At 28.6% G+C, this 17,627-nt stretch carries 19 protein-coding genes, 2 tRNA genes and 1 other RNA gene; 3 read left to right on the forward strand and 19 right to left on the reverse strand.

Annotated elements, in window-relative coordinates:
- Positions 1-39: 39 nt before the first annotated feature.
- From BTM21_RS13040 to dnaX, 10 genes are all read right to left on the reverse strand, one after another.
- On the reverse strand, positions 40-1,116 hold the full coding sequence (locus BTM21_RS13040; RefSeq protein WP_079481715.1) for a pyridoxal-phosphate-dependent aminotransferase family protein: 1,077 nt from the start codon (positions 1,114-1,116) through the stop codon (positions 40-42).
- Between the two features lie 245 nt (positions 1,117-1,361).
- Entirely contained in the window at positions 1,362-1,802 is a 441-nt protein-coding gene (gene mscL / locus BTM21_RS13045; RefSeq protein WP_021876801.1) for a large-conductance mechanosensitive channel protein MscL, read from the reverse strand.
- A gap of 74 nt (positions 1,803-1,876) precedes the next feature.
- Positions 1,877-2,068 carry a hypothetical protein gene (locus BTM21_RS13050; protein ID WP_096145460.1) on the reverse strand — a complete coding sequence of 64 codons (192 nt, stop codon included), beginning with the start codon at positions 2,066-2,068 and terminating at the stop codon, positions 1,877-1,879.
- A gap of 244 nt (positions 2,069-2,312) precedes the next feature.
- Entirely contained in the window at positions 2,313-2,561 is a 249-nt protein-coding gene (locus BTM21_RS13055) for a pro-sigmaK processing inhibitor BofA family protein (protein ID WP_079481719.1), read from the reverse strand.
- 44 nt (positions 2,562-2,605) lie between these two features.
- The gene (locus tag BTM21_RS13060) at positions 2,606-2,851 is read right to left on the reverse strand and encodes a YaaL family protein (RefSeq protein ID WP_079481720.1); all 246 of its coding nucleotides are present in this window, start codon (positions 2,849-2,851) and stop codon (positions 2,606-2,608) included.
- A 168-nt stretch (positions 2,852-3,019) separates the two neighbouring features.
- Positions 3,020-4,264 (reverse strand): ABC transporter permease, encoded by a 1,245-nt coding sequence (locus BTM21_RS13065; protein ID WP_021876805.1) that lies wholly within the window; start codon positions 4,262-4,264, stop codon positions 3,020-3,022.
- Positions 4,265-5,179, reverse strand: a complete 915-nt coding sequence (locus BTM21_RS13070) for an ABC transporter ATP-binding protein (RefSeq protein WP_021876806.1) — start codon at positions 5,177-5,179, stop codon at positions 4,265-4,267.
- Positions 5,180-5,369: 190 nt separating this feature from the next.
- Positions 5,370-5,966 (reverse strand): recombination mediator RecR, encoded by a 597-nt coding sequence (recR, locus tag BTM21_RS13075; RefSeq protein ID WP_021876807.1) that lies wholly within the window; start codon positions 5,964-5,966, stop codon positions 5,370-5,372.
- A gap of 77 nt (positions 5,967-6,043) precedes the next feature.
- On the reverse strand, positions 6,044-6,388 hold the full coding sequence (locus BTM21_RS13080) for a YbaB/EbfC family nucleoid-associated protein (protein ID WP_021876808.1): 345 nt from the start codon (positions 6,386-6,388) through the stop codon (positions 6,044-6,046).
- Positions 6,389-6,491: 103 nt separating this feature from the next.
- Positions 6,492-8,117: a DNA polymerase III subunit gamma/tau gene (gene dnaX, locus BTM21_RS13085; protein ID WP_021876809.1), complete on the reverse strand. Its 1,626-nt coding sequence runs from the start codon at positions 8,115-8,117 to the stop codon at positions 6,492-6,494.
- A gap of 159 nt (positions 8,118-8,276) precedes the next feature.
- Between dnaX and BTM21_RS13090 the strand changes: the two genes are divergently transcribed.
- Both BTM21_RS13090 and BTM21_RS13095 read left to right on the forward strand, forming a co-directional pair.
- Entirely contained in the window at positions 8,277-9,068 is a 792-nt protein-coding gene (locus BTM21_RS13090) for a thymidylate synthase (protein ID WP_079481721.1), read from the forward strand.
- Positions 9,068-9,556, forward strand: a complete 489-nt coding sequence (locus tag BTM21_RS13095; RefSeq protein WP_021876811.1) for a dihydrofolate reductase — start codon at positions 9,068-9,070, stop codon at positions 9,554-9,556. The genes BTM21_RS13090 and BTM21_RS13095 overlap by 1 nt, the downstream gene beginning before the upstream one ends.
- 150 nt (positions 9,557-9,706) lie before the next feature.
- Here BTM21_RS13095 and ffs read toward each other — a convergent pair.
- The 6 genes from ffs to BTM21_RS13125 all read right to left on the reverse strand — a co-directional run bounded on the left by ffs (position 9,707) and on the right by BTM21_RS13125 (position 13,133).
- Positions 9,707-9,970, reverse strand: an RNA gene (gene ffs / locus BTM21_RS13100) — signal recognition particle sRNA large type.
- 2 nt (positions 9,971-9,972) lie between these two features.
- Positions 9,973-10,062, reverse strand: a tRNA-Ser gene (locus tag BTM21_RS13105).
- Between the two features lie 181 nt (positions 10,063-10,243).
- A complete protein-coding gene (gene lgt / locus BTM21_RS13110; RefSeq protein ID WP_021876812.1) occupies positions 10,244-11,014 on the reverse strand; it encodes a prolipoprotein diacylglyceryl transferase in 771 nt (256 codons plus the stop codon).
- A gap of 100 nt (positions 11,015-11,114) precedes the next feature.
- Positions 11,115-11,558, reverse strand: coding sequence for a nucleoside deaminase (locus tag BTM21_RS13115; RefSeq protein ID WP_021876813.1), 444 nt, complete (start codon positions 11,556-11,558; stop codon positions 11,115-11,117).
- Between the two features lie 69 nt (positions 11,559-11,627).
- Entirely contained in the window at positions 11,628-12,869 is a 1,242-nt protein-coding gene (locus tag BTM21_RS13120; protein WP_079481722.1) for an HlyC/CorC family transporter, read from the reverse strand.
- A 189-nt stretch (positions 12,870-13,058) separates the two neighbouring features.
- Positions 13,059-13,133 (reverse strand) — tRNA-Arg (locus BTM21_RS13125).
- A gap of 207 nt (positions 13,134-13,340) precedes the next feature.
- Between BTM21_RS13125 and BTM21_RS13130 the strand changes: the two genes are divergently transcribed.
- Positions 13,341-14,066, forward strand: a complete 726-nt coding sequence (locus BTM21_RS13130) for a lysophospholipid acyltransferase family protein (RefSeq protein WP_079481724.1) — start codon at positions 13,341-13,343, stop codon at positions 14,064-14,066.
- Positions 14,067-14,138: 72 nt separating this feature from the next.
- Here BTM21_RS13130 and BTM21_RS13135 read toward each other — a convergent pair whose 3' ends face one another.
- The 3 genes from BTM21_RS13135 to BTM21_RS13145 all read right to left on the reverse strand — a co-directional run bounded on the left by BTM21_RS13135 (position 14,139) and on the right by BTM21_RS13145 (position 17,573).
- Complete coding sequence (locus BTM21_RS13135) at positions 14,139-15,512, reverse strand: MATE family efflux transporter (protein ID WP_021876816.1); 1,374 nt, start codon at positions 15,510-15,512, stop codon at positions 14,139-14,141.
- Between the two features lie 155 nt (positions 15,513-15,667).
- Entirely contained in the window at positions 15,668-16,801 is a 1,134-nt protein-coding gene (locus BTM21_RS13140; protein ID WP_021876817.1) for a Fic family protein, read from the reverse strand.
- Between the two features lie 274 nt (positions 16,802-17,075).
- On the reverse strand, positions 17,076-17,573 hold the full coding sequence (locus tag BTM21_RS13145; RefSeq protein ID WP_021876818.1) for a methylated-DNA--[protein]-cysteine S-methyltransferase: 498 nt from the start codon (positions 17,571-17,573) through the stop codon (positions 17,076-17,078).
- Positions 17,574-17,627: the final 54 nt, after the last annotated feature.

The raw sequence follows: 17,627 nt of genomic DNA on the forward strand, positions 1-17,627 counted from the left end.
GTTTAGACTACCTCATCTAAACTCTTTTATCGCTAACCTTTATTCTAGTCCTAATATTTCATTTATATTTTTTAATAAATCATTTATGTCTTCCATTTGACAATCTGCCATATGCGCAATTCTAAAGGTTTTGTTTTTTAAACTTCCATACCCATTTGAAATTTGGAAACCTCTTTCTCCTAACTTTTTATTTAAATCTGCTATGTCTATATTTCTTGTATTTTTTATAGTTGTTAATGTATTAGAAATATATCTTTTGTCTGGAAAAATCTCAAAATAATTTTCTGCCCATGCTCTAACTACTTTAGCCATTTCTAAATGTCTTGAAAATCTATTTTCTAAACCTTCTTTATTAAGAATATAATCTAATTGATAATCTAAAGCGTACATATGAGATAAGGATGGTGTTGAAGGATATTGATAATCCTTCTTTTGAATATATTTATATAACGCTAAAAGATCTAAATAGAAACCTCTATTAGGAACTTTTTCGGCTCTCTCTTTAGCCTTTTTAGAAAATGTACAAATAGCCATTCCTGGTGGAAGTCCTATAGCTTTTTGTGTTGAGGCAATACAAACATCTATTCCCACTGTATCTACTTCAATTTTAGTTCCTGCCGCTGAACTAACTGCATCTACTATAAATATAATATCTTGATATTTTTTTATTACTTCTCCAATTTCTTCAATAGGATTCATTATCCCCGTTGATGTCTCATTATGAGTAACTGCAACTAAATCATATTTCCCAGTTTTTAATTCTCTATCTACCATATCTGGTGTAATAGCTTGCCCCATTTCAACTTCAAATAAATCTGCTGGAACATTATTAGAAATAGCCATCTCATACCATCTCTTTCCGAATGCTCCAACTGAAAATACAGCTGCCCTTTTAGCAGTACATGATCTTATTGCCCCTTCCATAAGACCACTTCCTGAAGTTGTTGAAAGCAAAATTTCACTTTCAGTATAAAATAATTTTCTTAAGTTATCACTTATTCTTCTTTGGATTATAGAAGCTTCCTTGCTTCTATGTCCTATCATCGGCTTTGCCATTTGATTTAATACATCTGATCTAACCTCTACAGGACCTGGAATAAATAATTTTTTATGCATTCTATATTCCTCCCCCAATTTATTATTTTATAAGCCAAAATATTATTGTTGTTTATTCTACTACTTTTATAACTATATAACAATCACTAATTGGAATTTAATTGTTTTATTTATGTTTTAAATTCTTATAAATATTAATTATTTTAAATAGATATTTTTATAATATGTTTTTTATTTTATTTATGTACTTATTTTCTATGAAAAAAACTAGTATATTACCATCTTGGTAAAATACTAGCTTATTTTTATATGTCATCTTTAACTGTTTTTCTAGAATTTAATTCTTGTAATACATCTCTTATTTCAGTTAACAATACTTCTTCCTTTGAAATCTTCTTTTCTTTTACTTCTTCTTTTTTTCTATTTAGTTTGTTGATAACCTTAATCATAATAAATATAGATAAAGCTATTATTATAAAATCAACTACATTTTGAATGAATACACCATAATTTAATACTACGGCTGGATTCCCATTCTCTTCAGGTTTTAGGATTAATGTTAAATATTCAAAATTAACTCCTCCTGTTAATAGTCCAACTGAAGGCATTATTATATCTTTAACTAGTGAAGATACTATTTTGTTGAAAGCACCACCTATAACAACACCAACAGCTAAGTCTATAATATTGCCTTTCATAGCAAAATCTTTAAACTCTTGAAAAAAACTTTTCCCTTTTGTTTTCATTTACTATTCCTCTTTCTATTATATTTTATTTATTAACTTTAAATTAAGTTAATCTTATATTTGAATAGTATTTACTAATCTAATGAATTCCATTCATCATCAAAGAATGTTAATATTGATTCCGTTTCTCTACAGTATTTAACACATCTACATTGTCCTAAATGTCTTGGACACTTATAGCATAAACACCCTTTATCATCTCCATTACAACGCTTCTTTTCATATTCTGGACAGTATTTACAGTTTACTCCATTTCCTGCTGGCATACCTTCTCCTCCTCTTAAGTTTCTATATAATAATATTACTATTAAAGCCAATAAAAATATATATGCTCAGTAACACTTTTTAATCATATCCATATATTATTTCTATAAGGAGCTTTTCACTCATTGGCAAATTAAGAAAAACTTCTAACTCCCATCTATATAGACTTTTGGGAACCCTAGGTTCCCTCTCTCTTCAAAAAACAAGAGAGATTCAATTTCTAAGTTGAATCTCTCTTTTATTATTTTATAAGAATAACTGAAATATTATTAGGAAAATAACCCCTGGTACTCCTAAAAAACCTGCAATCAATGCTGTTACAGCATTGATTCCTATAGAAAAACCAAGATATCCTCCTATAAAATTTGCTATATATAGTAAAACTATTCCTATTACTCCATTAAGTAATATCTTTAAAGGCCATTTTAGGAACTTTATTACTAAATATAATAAGGCTAACCCAATTATTGCATATAATATCATTTGATAATCCATATGTATCTCCTCCTATGTAATATTATACTATTACCTTTATTACTTTAGTCTATTTTTCTTCGTATTTCTCTTTTTTTAGCAAGTGAAATTAAATAATCATATCTCATCTTAGCCACATCTTCAGCATGTATGGCTACTTCTATTAATTTAGGATCACTTACAAAATCAAACATAGCTCTTGCTACTTCCATCTCCATTCTAGCATCTTCTATATTGTCAATTATCTCTTGATCCTCTTTACTATAATCTACCCTCTGCATTAATAAATCCGCTATTATACCTTTATTCATACAATCTCCTCCCAAATATGTCAATATGTCATATTGAAATTATTTCCACTATTTGGTTGTTATATACATCGTTTTTAAAATTTATTATGATTAAAGGTATTAAAATTAAAAACTATAGGATTAAGATAGCCTAAATCCTATAGTTCTATAAACTTTATTTAATTAAAATTATATTAAAATATCCTTCTTAGTAAATACTAAATATCCTATTATATAACTTAAAATTGTTGTTGCAATCATAACTATTATTCCATTATTTACAGTCATATTAGGATTTGAATACATAAGAGGCGTTGAACCTATTACTAACTTCATAGTATCTCCATAATTTAAGAATACTAAATGTGCTAAATCCTTTAATGGCTTTAATGAAACACATCCTATTGTAAGGAAAACTGATACTACAACAGTTACAGCCATAGTTACCATACTGCTCTTTATAATGCTTGATACTAAGAATATAAATGCACAAGCTGTTATTATAAATAATACTTGTAATAACATTGCTTTAATAAATAACTCTTGATTTGTAGCCATATGCCCTGAACCCGCTATAGGTACAATTTGGCTAGTTCCTGTTGCTTTTACTACTTCTAGTTTATATAGATTTCCTATTCTTACTGGATAATTTGATGCACTAACTTTACTCATTAGATTTACTATTCCAAAACCTATAAATTCTACTCCAAGTATCATAGTTAGTACTGTTAAAGTTGCTGCTATAAACTTAGATAATAACACCTTTCCCCTAGTTATTGGCTGAATAAGCAAGAATTTTAATGTTGCAGGAGTACATTCTCCTGATACTATATCACTCATAAATATTGCAATCCCTGACACTAAAACTGCTAATCCTAAAAACATCATAAGATTTTTCATATATCCATAAGACTCAAATTCCCATCCATATAATAGTTTTATATTATTATCTCTAAGATATTTATACTCTTCTAATCTTTCTTTATCTTGAAGGTATCTTTTTTGATTATACTCATCAACACCATTTTCTTCTAAATTCTTGATTGACTCTTCTGCCCATTTTATATTTTCATCTAACTCTTTTTTCCATGCATCCTCTGGAATTCCATTAGCTATCAAATCTTCACAACTCTTTTTTCTTTTTTCAGCTTCTTCTTTTCTTTCTTTAGTTTCTATTATATATTGTACATTTGAAGTTTTTTCTTCATCTGTCATCTTTTCAAATTTATCTAATTCTTTATTTATATGAGTTAAATCTTCATTTACATATTCTAATTGTTTTTCTGGTGACATATAATATCTCATATTTTTATCTGATTTATATGCACCAAAAATAGTTACTGCTATAAATAAGCAAAATAAAGCAAATACTATCCATGTTTTTGATTTCTTAATGAGCTTTATAAATTCATTTTTTATTAATGTAAATATCATTTATCTAATACCCCCTTCTACTAACTCCATATACCTTTGCTCTAGTCCTTTTCTTTCTTTAAATACTTCTTCTACTTCTAAGTTAGCATTAACTAGAGTCTTTATTAATTTAGGTGTTGTATTAGCTTCTAGTATTATTTCTAATCCCTTTTCTATTTCTCTAACATTGTGTACAAAGCCTTGAGCTTTTATTTCTTTTAATAAAACTGCTTTATCACTTGAGGATAATAAACAAACTAAATCCTTTTCTGTTGTCATAGTATTATTATTTATTTCTTCTACAGCTTTAATTACTCCATCATTTATAAAGGCTACTTTATCACAAAGATTTTGTACCTCTGCTAATATATGTGATGATACAAATACAGCCATTCCTCTTTCTCTTGCTGCTTTTTGTACGATTTCTCTAAAATCTATAATTCCTGATGGATCTAGTCCATTAGTAGGCTCATCTAATATTAATAATTTAGAGTTTGATAAAAGTGATGCAGCTAATCCTAGTCTTTGTTTCATCCCTAAAGAATATTTCTTAACTTTATCATTAATTCTATTTTCTAAACCAACTAGCCTAATAGTATCTTCAACATCTTTTAAAGAAACCTTTCTTATTCTTGCAATTTGCATTAGATTTTCTCTACCTGTTAAGTACTTATATAATTCAGGATTTTCAACAACTGCACCTACTTCTTTTAATGCACCTATAGGATCTTTTTGTATATCATGTCCACAAATCGCTATAGTTCCTGAATCTGGTTTTATTAATCCTACAAGCATTCTTATAGTTGTAGTTTTCCCTGCTCCATTTGGTCCTAAAAATCCAAATATCTCTCCTTCTTCTACCGAAAAAGTTACCCCTTTTATAATTTCCCTTTTACCTAGTTTCTTACGTAAATCACTTACTTCTAAAACCTTCAATGTTGTCCCCTCCTATAAAATTAACTATTTTAAAGTTTAACCACCATTTCTTAATATAAAGCTATTAATTATCTTAATATTTCCTTAAGACACATATTTTATATTATATAAAAAAAGTTGAGGTATTAAGAATGTAATTCCTAATATCTCAACTTTAATTCAAATTATTTTTAAATACTAATGAAGATAATTAAATTTCTTTTCTTCCTTCTAAGGCTTTAGAAAGAGTTATTTCATCTGCATACTCTAAATCTCCACCTACTGGTATTCCTGAAGCTATTCTTGTAACCTTTATATCTAAAGGTTTTAGAATTCTAGCTATATACATAGCTGTAGCTTCTCCTTCTATATTGGGATTAGTAGCTATAATTACTTCTTTAACATCTGCACTCATTCTGGCTACTAATTCTCTTATTCTAATATCTTGAGGCCCTCTTCCTTGCATAGGTGATAAATTACCATGTAAAACATGATATATTCCATTAAACTCCTTAACCTTTTCCATAGTCATTATATCTTTAGGTTGTTCAACTACACATATTATATTTTTATCTCTATTTGGATTTCCACATATAGCACATGGATCTTTGTCTGTAAAGTTTCCGCAAACTGTACAATATCTTATTGTTCCCCTTGCTTTAACAAGAGCTGTTGCAAACTCCTTTACTTCATCCTCTGGTAAATTAAGAATATGTAAAGTTAATCTTTGAGCAGTCTTTTGTCCTATACTTGGGAGTTTTGCAAACTCTTCTATAAGTTTTTCTATAGCAACTGGATAAAATTCCATTTAATACACCCTTTCTAAAAAATTTAGGAATTGAATATTTAAAACATTCAATTCCTTAATTTTCAATCTTTCACTTATTAAAACAGTCCCGGTATATTCATTCCACCTGTAAGTTTACCCATCTTATCTGCTGTTTCTTCTTCAGCTTTTCTTAATGCTTCATTTACTGCACTAAGAACTAGATCTTCTAACATTTCTACATCATCAGCATCTACAACTTCTGGTTTTATGTTAATTGAAACAACTTCTTTCTTACCATTAGTTTTAACTATTACAGCTCCACCACCAACAGATGCTTCAAATTCCTTTGTTTCAAGGTCTTTTTGCATTTGTTCCATATCTTTTTGAAGCTTTTGAGCTTGTTTCATTAAGTTATTTATATTTCCTCCCCCAAATCCTCCAGGGAATCCACCTCTTGCCATAAAAAATCCTCCTTTTTTATCGAAAATCTATTTTTTATTATATAGTATTATAATAAAATTGACCACATTTACATATGTTATTTTTTATAAAATTTACATATTTCTATTCATCTAAAACATCTACTAGATCAGAACCTAAAGTTTCTAAAAGCATCTCCTCTGTAGATTTTTCAGTTTTTGCTTCTTCATCTACTGTAAATATAACTTTAACATCTTCTCTAAACATCTCTGCAAAAACTTCACTTATTATTCCTCTATATTCTTGTTTTTCTAATCTATCTTTGTTAAATTTATACTCTTCATCATATTGTATAGTTACGATTCCATCTTTACATTCAACAGGCTTTCCTGTAAGTAAAGATGCATATACTATCATAGCTCTTCTACCTTTAACTTTTTCTAAAATATCCTTCCAAGCCCTTTGAATATCTTGTAGCTTTAAGTTTGAGTTTACATTTCCACTAATTGATGCTGTCTTTGGTGCTGTCTTTTGTTTTGGCATATCACCTTTAACTTTTGGGCTTACTTCATCTTGTGCTTTACTTGGAGCTGTATTTGATGCAACAACTTTTAAACTACCATTCTTAAGTCCTTCTTCTAACTTATTTATTCTTGTTAGGATAATTTCATTAGATGTATCATATTCTATTTTACACATTTTTATTACTGCAAGCTCTAAATATAATCTTGCTTGTTTACTTAACTTAGCATTCCCCTCGGCCTCTTGAAGTATTCTAATACATCTCATAGCTTCTTCCGCTCTAATTCTAGAAGCTTGATCCTTTACTAAAGTTATATTTTCTTCTGACATATCTAATACTTCTTCTGGATTATTAGTTACTTTAGCCATTAATATATTTCTATAATGAGCTATTAAATCCTTTATAAAAAGATACATATCCTTACCAGAATAAACAACTTCATCTATTATATTTATAGATTTTTCTACATTTCTTTGTATTACTGCATTTGTTAAATTAAACAAATATTCATTTGTTACTAACCCTAGCATATTTACTAGTGATTCATAGCCAACACTTCCATCTCCCATTGCAATAGATTGATCTAATATACTTAAAGCATCTCTCATAGCTCCATCTGAAACTCTTGCTATAAGAGCTAAACTTTTATCATCTGCATAAACCCCTTGGTCTGTTACAATCTTTCTAAGTCTTTCTATAATATCACTATTATTTATTCTTTTAAAATCAAACCTTTGACATCTTGAAAGAATAGTTATAGGTAATTTTTGAGGATCTGTAGTTGCCAATATAAATATTACGTTATTTGGTGGTTCTTCTAAAGTTTTTAAGAATGCATTAACCGCTCCTGTTGATAGCATATGAACCTCATCCATTATATAAACCTTAAATTTAGCTTCTTGTGGTGGGTATTTTACATCATCTATAATATCTCTTATCTTATCTACACCATTGTTAGAAGCTGCATCTAACTCAGTAACATCTATAGCTAAACCATTATTTATCTTTGTGCACATTTCACATTCATTGCAAGGCTCTCCATTTTTAAGATTTAAACAATTTAATGCCTTGGCAAAAACTTTCGCTGTTGATGTTTTTCCTGTACCTCTTGTTCCACAAAAAAGATATGCATGGGCAATTCTATCATTTAATATTTGATTTTTTAAAGTAGTACTTATATGCTCTTGACCTACAACATCATGGAAAGTTTTAGGTCTCCACTCTCTATATAAGGCTGTATATGCCATGCTAATTACCTCTCTTCCTTAAATTAAATCTCTATTTTAATTTACTTTTCATTATACAATACTCTTCACCCTTGAACAAATTAAACTTTACAGAATCACCTCTATTATTTATCATTATCTTTGTAATAAAATATTAAACAAAATTTTGGAGGTATATAAATGAGTATTTGCGATAAAAAATATTTATCTATTGTACAGGATATATTAGATAATGGATACTACGATAACAATAGGACAGGAATGCCTACGTATAAACTACCTCATCAGGTAATGCAATTTAACTTAGAAAAAGAGTTTCCAATATTAACAACTAAGTTTGTTGCATTTAAGACAGCTGTAAAAGAAATGTTATGGATATATAAAGATCAATCTAATGATGTAACAAAACTACAAGAACAAAATGTACATATTTGGGATCAATGGGTTGATGAAAATAATACTATTGGAAGAGGTTACGGCTATCAAATTGCAAAATTTAATCAAATAGATAATCTTATAGAAACATTAAAGACTAATCCTCAAGATAGAAGAATGTTAATGACTATGTGGAATATAGAAGACCTTCCTCATATGACATTACAACCATGCTGCTTTTTAACTATGTGGGATGTTACAGATGGTAAACTTAATTGTATGTTAATTCAAAGAAGTGGCGATGTTCCTTTAGGTGTTCCTTTCAACACAACACAATATGCAGTTTTAGTTCACCTAATTGCACAGGTTACAGGCCTTAAACCTGGATTATTTACTCATGTAATTAATAATGCTCATATATACGAAAATCAAATAGAAGGTATGAAGTTACACTTATCTAGAACAAATGATGAATATGATGCGCCTAAACTTTGGATAAATCCTGAAATTAAAAACTTCTATGACTTTACTCCAGATGATATAAAATTAGAAAACTATGAATATCATCCATCTATTAAAATGGAGGTATCTGTTTAATGTTATCTATTATAGTTGCAAAGGCTAATAATGACATTATAGGCGGAGATAACAAGTTACTATGGCATATATCTGAAGACCTTAAAAGATTTAAAGAAATTACATCTGGCAACACAATAATCATGGGTAGAAAAACTTTTCAATCATTACCTGGTATATTACCTAATAGAAAACATGTTGTTATAACTAGAGATACTGATTTTAAAGTAGATTCAGATATGGTAGAAATTTATCATAATATAGATGATGTTTTAAATAAATATAAAAACAATAATGATGAAGCCTTCATAATAGGTGGTGGAGAAATTTATAACTTATTACTTCCTCATGCAAATAAACTTTATTTAACTTTAATAAATAAAGATTTTGAAGGAGATACTAAGTTTCCTAAGTTAGATTTAAATGATTGGAATATAGATTATAAATCAGAAGAAAAAACAAATTCTAAAAATGATTTAAAATATACTTTTATAAACTTAAGTAGATAAGAAAACGAGGGTAGTTCTTAATGAACTGCCCTCGTTTTCTTGTCCTATTGTATGTTAATCCTATTGAAGAGTAACCTAATTTAATTAAACTATTATTGTTTGCCTATACATTAAAAAAGCCTTTCTTACAGAGAAAGGTTTTAAATAAAACCGCGCACCTGGCTTTGGCAGTAATCTGTAGGCGTTACCTATGCAGTTAGCTCTGGTAAGATTTATCCATGTCACACGCAGTAATCACTTATCGCTGCTTCCTTCCAGACCTGACGAGGTTCATGCACTTACGTCGCATGGGACCCGACCATCAACACCACTTACATAGGGCAGACCCTACAAATTAAAGCCTATGCCAGGAATTCAATCCTGCTATAGCGGATTGCAGGTTACAGGGCACCGCTAACTCCCCATCTAGCACGGCATGGCGGAGAGAAGGGGATTTGAACCCCTGATAGAGTTGCCCCTATACACGCTTTCCAGGCGTGCTCCTTCGACCACTCGGACATCTCTCCATGTTATAGCTATTTAATTTTAACTACTGCTATATATTATCATATACGAATATATATTGCAACACGAAAAACTTACTATACATTATGTATAGCTATATTTTATCTGTAAATTCAGTATTATATTTCAAATAAATAAGAGAATTTAGAAATCAAGCCTAAATTCTCTTGTTTAAAATCTATATTAACAATTTGTTTTTTTACGTTTTTTCACCCAAATTATTAAAGATAATCCAAGTATTATTCCTACTATGCTTATTATTTGAGCTATTCTTAAGCCAAAAAACATAAGACTATCTGTTCTTAACCCCTCTATAAAGAATCTTCCTAATGAATAGAAAGTCATATAGCTACCTAAGACCATTCCACTTTCTGATGACTTTCTTTTTAAAAGTATATATACAAGTATTCCACATACTACTAAATTCCAAATTGATTCATATAAGAATGTAGGATGATAATATTGTCCTCCTATATACATTCCTTGTTGTATAAACTCTGGAAACTTACTTATAAACTCTTTAGATACTAATCCACCATGAGCTTCTTGATTCATAAAGTTTCCCCATCTTCCTATAGCTTGGGCTAATATAACACCTGGCATTACTATATCTACATATTCTAAAAAATTTATTTTTCTAACCTTAGCAAATATTAAGCCTACTATAAGTCCTGCTATTAAGCCACCATGTATAGCCATTCCACCTTGTCTTATATTAATTACATCCATAAAGCTATCGTAATTTTGATACTCAAAAGCTACATAATATAATCTTGCCCCTATTATAGAAAATGGGAATACCCATAAAAACGCATCTATAATAACTTCAAAATCTAGCTTTTTCTTCTCTGCCATAAAGTATGTTAAAGCCATTGCTGCTACTACCCCTAGAGATATTATTACCCCATACCATCTTATCTCTAATCCGAATACTTCAAACGCTACTGGATTCATGTAAATTCACTCCCTTACTATTATTATGTTATTTACCATTATACCCCTTAAAAGTTGCTTATATCAATTAAAAATTTATGAACTTAACTTTAAGTATTATCTATTTTTCTCTTCTTCTTTTATTAAAAAAATTCGTTAATATTTTGCTACATTCATCGTTATAACACCATTTAACATCTACATAAAAATTAAATATATCATAATCAAGCAAATTTATTGTTGATCCACAAGCTCCCATATCTTTATTAAAAGTCCCTATATATAATTTTGAAATTCTACTTTGAGCAATAGCTGCTGCACACATAGGACATGGTTCTAATGTAACATACATTTCAGTTCCACTAAGTCTCCAATTATCTAATTTATTGCATGCTTCTTCTATAACTAACATTTCTGCATGTGCCATTGGCTTTTTTAAAGTTTCTTTTAAGTTATGTGCTTTTGCTAGGACTACTCCATCTTTGACTATTACTGCTCCTACTGGAATCTCACCCTTTTCTTCTGCTTTTTTAGCTTCTTCTATTGCTAAATCCATAAAATCCATGTCTATCACCTCTTCTTCTTAATTATAAAAGCTGATTATAAATATAAAAATACTTATAATCAGCTTTTACTAGGTATATATTCTAACTTTTTTAATTCTATTTTTATCTATATCTTCAACTATAAATCTAATATTATTACGAGTTACTTCTTCATCTTGTTCTGGAAATCTTCCAAGCTCCCCAATTATAAGTCCTCCTATAGAGTCGAATTCTTCTGACTCCATATTTACTCCTATAAGCTCACTAAGATCATCTAACCTAGCACTTCCATCTACTATATACTCATCTTCTTTGACTACTTCTATTTCCTTATTTTCATCATCATATTCGTCTTCTATTTCACCAAATACTTCTTCAATTAAATCTTCTATAGTTACTATACCAACATTTCCACCATACTCATCTAAAACTACCGCTATATGATTTCTTGTTTTTTTCATTTCACTAAATAATTCTTTTATCTTTTTAAATTCAAAAGTATAATATGGTTCTCTCATATATTCTGTAACGTTAAACTCTACTTTATTGTCTTGAGCCATTATTAAATCTTTAACATTTAAAATACCGACAACGTCATCTATAGTTTGGTTATATACTGGTATTCTTGAGAATTGCTCAGTCTTTATTACTTCTAAAACCTCATCGTAAGTTGCATTAACATCAACAGCTATTACATCTACTCTTTGAACCATTACATCTTTTACTTGAGCATCAGCAAAGTCAAAAACATTGAAAATCATTTCCTTTTCAACACCTTCTAAAACACCCTCTTCTTCACTGACTCCAACCATTGTACGAAGTTCCTCTTCTGTTATAAATGGTTCAGATGCTTTGGGATTTCCTCCTAAAAGCCTTATAAATACACTTGATATTGCTGTAAAAACTGCAATAAATGGTTTAAATATCTTAACTGTTAAATTTATAAATTTACTTACTCTTAAAGCTACCTTTTCTGATTTTTGTTTAGCAATTGATTTTGGTGTTATTTCCCCAAATATAAGAACTAATACAGTCATTATTACAGTAACAATTCCTACTCCACTTTCACCAAATGCCTTTAATGCTAATGATGTTGCTAATGCAGATGCACCTATATTTACTATATTATTTCCTATAAGTATGGCTCCTAATAGCTTATTTGGATCTTCAGTTAGCTTTTCTACTAACTTTGCTCCTTTTACTCCCTCATCCACCATATGTCTAATCCTAATTTTACTTAAGGCCATTAAAGCCGTTTCAGACATCGAGAAAAACCCTGACATAACTAATAGTATAATTAACAATACTATTTGCCACGTATAACTCTCCAAAAATAATCACACTCCTAATGTATTAAAATTCTAATAATTTCTATTATATCATATGTAATTTTTTTATAGAATAAAATTAATTCTAAAGTTTTTTAAATTTTTTTAATATTTTAAGAGCCTTTAAATTTCTACATATTAAAAATAAAAGTGGTTTAAACTTTTAGTTTAAACCACTCTCATTTAATAAATTGGTATCCCCAACAGGGATCGAACCTGTATCTGTCCCTTAGGAGGGGACTGTTCTATCCATTGAACTATGGAGACTTACTCAATAAATAAATTGTATATCAGTCATTTCGAATTGTCAACAATATAACCCATTTAATACCAAATTCTATTTCCTAGGAAATCTTTTCTTTTGATATTTTGTAGAATTATTAATTGTTTATTTACTTTTATATGTTTATGCTTTGTTATATACTTTATTATGTAATTATTTATAAGGTTATGGAAAGAAAGGATTGATTTACTATGTTTAGAAGCATTATATGGTATATATACTTTTTCTTAAGTCTTATTATGACTATTCCTGGTATATATAAGGTTAAACGCCTTGAAAAAAAGGGACTTACTGAAGAGAAGAAAGCGTATGTTCATAAATTCACATCTTCATGGGCTAATTCATTATTGAAGCTTGCTGGAGTTAAAGTAACGGTACATGGTGCTGAAAACTTACCAAAGGATAGAACAGTATTATTTATTGGAAATCATCAAGGTAATTTTGATATTCCTATATATATGAGTAAAATTGATATGCCAAAAGGATTTATTGCTAAAACTGAAATAAAGAAAATGGCTGGTATAAGAACTTGGATGGAATTTATGAATTGTGTATTTATGGATCGAAGTAATATAAGAAAAGCTGGTGAAGCTATTATCCAAGGTATTAGAAACCTAAAAAATGGAGATTCAATGGTTATTTTCCCTGAAGGTACAAGAAGTAAAGGAGATAAAATTGCTGATTTCAAAGCTGGTAGTTTTAAACTAGCAACTAAATCAAAAGCTCCTATAGTTCCTGTAACTATGAATGGATCATATAAAATAATGGAAGGTACTAAAGGTCCTTGGCTTAGACCTGCTGAAGTTGAATTATATATTCATCCATTAATTGAAACAGCTAATCTTACAAAAGAAGAGCAAGATGAACTACCAAAACTAGTTCATAGTATAATAAAAAGTAAATTACCAAATAACTAATTATATAAAGAAAAGCAGTAGTATGAAATATCTAATAAACTTTCATATTACTGCTTTATTAATTTTATCTAATTATGCAACTTGGCTTTGTCCACCACTTATTACATCTTTTAACCACTTTCCTGATTTCATTCTAGCTCTTTCAAAGAAAATTTTCATCAATTCTTCACAACACACTAAAAAATAAACTGCTGTTATTGGTAAATGTAACAATGTTGCTCCTAAGAATGAGAATGGAACTGCAAAACACCATATTGTTCCTAATTGAACTAAAGTTGAATATAGAGTATCTCCACCACCTCTAAATATTCCAACTATCATAAGCACATTATAGAATCTTAATGGGCAAAATATAGCCATAATCCTTAATACTACAATTGTATTGGCAAAGGTTTCTGATGTAACACTAAAAGGTTTAACTATTATAGGCGCTGTTATCCATAATAATACTCCAACAACTAACCCTACTATCGGAGCCACTACTTCTAATTTTATAGCATAGTCAATGGCTGTCTTTTCTTCCTTAGCTCCAATTTTATTACCTACCATTATTGCTGCTGCACTAGCAAGCCCTATTGATAAACCCATAAACATATTATTTAAAGTTGTAGCTATTTGCATAGTTGCAACTGCACTTGTCCCTATTTGAGCATAAGCAATTGAATATGCAGTCATTCCTAATGACCATAATAACTCATTTATAATAACTGCTGTCGATGTTCTAAAATACATCTTTATATATGCAATATTAAATCCAAATAATTCTTTCAACTTAGCTGATACTATATTCTTTCTTAAATAAACCATAGCTATTATAAATATCATTTCAACTAGACGAGCTATAGTTGTAGCTAATGCTGCCCCAGCTACTCCCATTGGCTTCGTGCCTAAGTTTCCAAAAATAAACACCCAATTTAAAAACGCATTACATAAAACTCCTAGTAAACTTGCATACATAGGTAATTTAGGTTGCTCTGTACTTCTTAACGCTGCTGAAAAAGCTTGCGTAAGATTAGTAAATATGTAGCTTATAGAAACTATTCTAAGATAGCTTGACCCAAGTTCAACAACTCTAGGATCTTTAGATAATATACTCATTACTACTTCTGGGAAGCATAATGCTATGCTACCAAATAGAATTGAAGCTATAAATCCTACACTTATATCAACACCTAATATTCTCTTAATATTCGAAGTATCTTTTCTTCCCCAATATTGTGCCATAAATACACTTGCCCCAGCATTTATGCCAGATAAACATAACATAAAAATAAAGAAATATTGATTAGCTAGTCCAACAGAAGCTATCGCTTCTTCTCCTAGTCTACCAATCATTAAATTATCTACTAAGTTTAATGATGATGTAATAAAGTTCTGAAGGGTTATTGGTAAAGCTAAACTAAGCATAGTCCCCATAAAAACCTTATCTTTTAAAACCTTTTTCACTTTGAAATTCACCTCATTTTATTTAATTTTTTATTTTTTTGCATAAAAAAAGAGCACATGGGTAGTCTAGCCGCCCATCTGCTCATTAGAAACTTTCAACATATTTAATCTTACTTTAGTATTTTCTATTAATTTTTTTAAATTGTCAATACTATTTATTCTTCAAAGCTTTCTACGATAGTCGCAATATCATTAATATAGTACTCATATTTTTTTCCTACCTTACTTATCTTAAAGAATCCTAATGTTACCAAGTGTGTTAAGTCTGTTCTTGCTGTTTCATAAGATATATTGTTTTTACTCTTATATACATCTATTGTAACTACATTATTACTAGCTATTGTATTATTTATAAAGGTTATCTGTCTATCTTCTAAAGCGATATTCTTTCTTTCTAACAACTCTTTTATTATTTTCTTACCATACTTGCAATTAATTTCTCTATTTAGTCCATTAATTGATGTCTTAATAGACTTTACATAATATTTTATAAAATATGTTATGTCTCCATCACTTACTTTACTATCCTCTATTGCATTTAGATATTTCTTTTCTTCATCTAAAACTGTCTTTAATAATGAAAAATACCTCACAAGGTTATAGCTCTTATTTATCAGATGTAAAAATGCTAGAATATTAGCCATTAAGTTATTGTATTTATTAAAAGGCTTGAAAGTAATTATATAGTAATAGATTATTGATGCTTTAACTATATCATTATATTTGCTATTGGCATTTATAAAATCACTTAACTCTTCTAATAACTCTTTATTACTACTAGGTTCCTCTAAAAATATGTCTACATATACTTTGTTAATGTATGTATCATCTACTTTTACCTTTTCTTTTCCTACTTTTTCTAAAAAATCATATAAATTCAATAAAACTCTATCTTCATAGCATAGTTTTTCTCTATCTACATCTTTAATATTTTTAATCACTAATTGGTTATCAAATTTAATATCATTAAATCTTAAATTTGAAACTACTTCTTTTAAAAGTCCATCTTCTATAATTCTATTTTTACTTCTTTTAGATAAATATCCTAAAACATCACTTTTGTTGATACTCTCTATAAAATCCAAATCATTTTGTATGTCATCAGTAACACAAAACCACAATCCTCCATTTTCTGCATATTTAAAGGATAATTTAACAGATTTATCTTTTCTTTCCTGTGATATTAATTCCCATATTTCTTCCAATTCTTCTCTGTTATATACTCTTCTTTGTAATTGCTTTTTACTAAAATATAATTTATTAAACTCTTGTATTATTTGCTTGTCCACGTCTTATTATCTCCCAATCTAAATCCTAATTATACTACTATTGTACTACTATTTTATTACTAATTAAATACTAAACTATATATTTTTTAATTACTAATTTATTACTAATGAATTAATTTTTTTATTTTTCAAACAATAAATTATTAAAATAAAAAAAGGGAGAGGTTTTTAAAAGGTAATAAATTGAAATTAATTTTACAAAATATTACACTATTTTTTCTTTAAAAATCTCTTCCTAATTATATAAAATTTCATATCTAATTTTAAAAGTTGTTTATTTATATCTATTTTCATGCTCTAATAGTATTTTTTGAATATCAATATTGTCTCCTACATAGCCTATAAGCTTCCCATTTTTACTTTTTACTCTATGACAGGGAATTATTATAGGAATTGGATTGGCTCTATTTGCTTGGCCTATCGCTCTTGAAGCTTTAGGATTTCCTATTTTGTTAGCAATATCTCCATAACTTGTTGTTTCTCCATAAGGTATATTATTTAATTCACTCCATACTTTCATTCTAAATGTGGTGTCTTCTATTGAAATTGGTATATTAAAAATTTTTCTCGTACCTTTAAAATATTCTTCTATTTGAATTTTAACTTTTTTACATCCGTCTATATCTAACCTTAAATTAGAGTTCAAATTTAAAAACTCATACCATTTAGACTCTATAATTTCAACTTTTTTTAATCCTTTTTCATCCATTACAATATAGATAGTTCCTATAGGTGTATCTAACTTATCATAAACTAATAGTTTTTCCTTCAAACTTGTAAGATCTCCTTTTTAATATTTTAAATTTATTTTTAATAGAGTTTCTTT

Origin of the sequence: Clostridium chauvoei (assembly GCF_002327185.1) — a bacterium.
Taxonomy (GTDB): domain Bacteria; phylum Bacillota; class Clostridia; order Clostridiales; family Clostridiaceae; genus Clostridium; species Clostridium chauvoei.

Bases quoted from the DNA above. Each gene is read 5' to 3' on its own strand.
- BTM21_RS13040 (WP_079481715.1), bottom strand. From the start codon at position 1,116: ATGCATAAAAAATTATTTATTCCAGGTCCTGTAGAGGTTAGATCAGAT.
- mscL (WP_021876801.1), bottom strand. From the start codon at position 1,802: ATGAAAACAAAAGGGAAAAGTTTTTTTCAAGAGTTTAAAGATTTTGCT.
- BTM21_RS13050 (WP_096145460.1), bottom strand. From the start codon at position 2,068: ATGCCAGCAGGAAATGGAGTAAACTGTAAATACTGTCCAGAATATGAA.
- BTM21_RS13055 (WP_079481719.1), bottom strand. From the start codon at position 2,561: ATGGATTATCAAATGATATTATATGCAATAATTGGGTTAGCCTTATTA.
- BTM21_RS13060 (WP_079481720.1), bottom strand. From the start codon at position 2,851: ATGAATAAAGGTATAATAGCGGATTTATTAATGCAGAGGGTAGATTAT.
- BTM21_RS13065 (WP_021876805.1), bottom strand. From the start codon at position 4,264: ATGATATTTACATTAATAAAAAATGAATTTATAAAGCTCATTAAGAAA.
- recR (WP_021876807.1), bottom strand. From the start codon at position 5,966: ATGGAATTTTATCCAGTTGCTATAGAAAAACTTATAGAAGAGTTTGCA.
- BTM21_RS13080 (WP_021876808.1), bottom strand. From the start codon at position 6,388: ATGGCAAGAGGTGGATTCCCTGGAGGATTTGGGGGAGGAAATATAAAT.
- dnaX (WP_021876809.1), bottom strand. From the start codon at position 8,117: ATGGCATATACAGCCTTATATAGAGAGTGGAGACCTAAAACTTTCCAT.
- BTM21_RS13090 (WP_079481721.1), top strand. From the start codon at position 8,277: ATGAGTATTTGCGATAAAAAATATTTATCTATTGTACAGGATATATTA.
- BTM21_RS13095 (WP_021876811.1), top strand. From the start codon at position 9,068: ATGTTATCTATTATAGTTGCAAAGGCTAATAATGACATTATAGGCGGA.
- lgt (WP_021876812.1), bottom strand. From the start codon at position 11,014: ATGAATCCAGTAGCGTTTGAAGTATTCGGATTAGAGATAAGATGGTAT.
- BTM21_RS13115 (WP_021876813.1), bottom strand. From the start codon at position 11,558: ATGGATTTTATGGATTTAGCAATAGAAGAAGCTAAAAAAGCAGAAGAA.
- BTM21_RS13130 (WP_079481724.1), top strand. From the start codon at position 13,341: ATGTTTAGAAGCATTATATGGTATATATACTTTTTCTTAAGTCTTATT.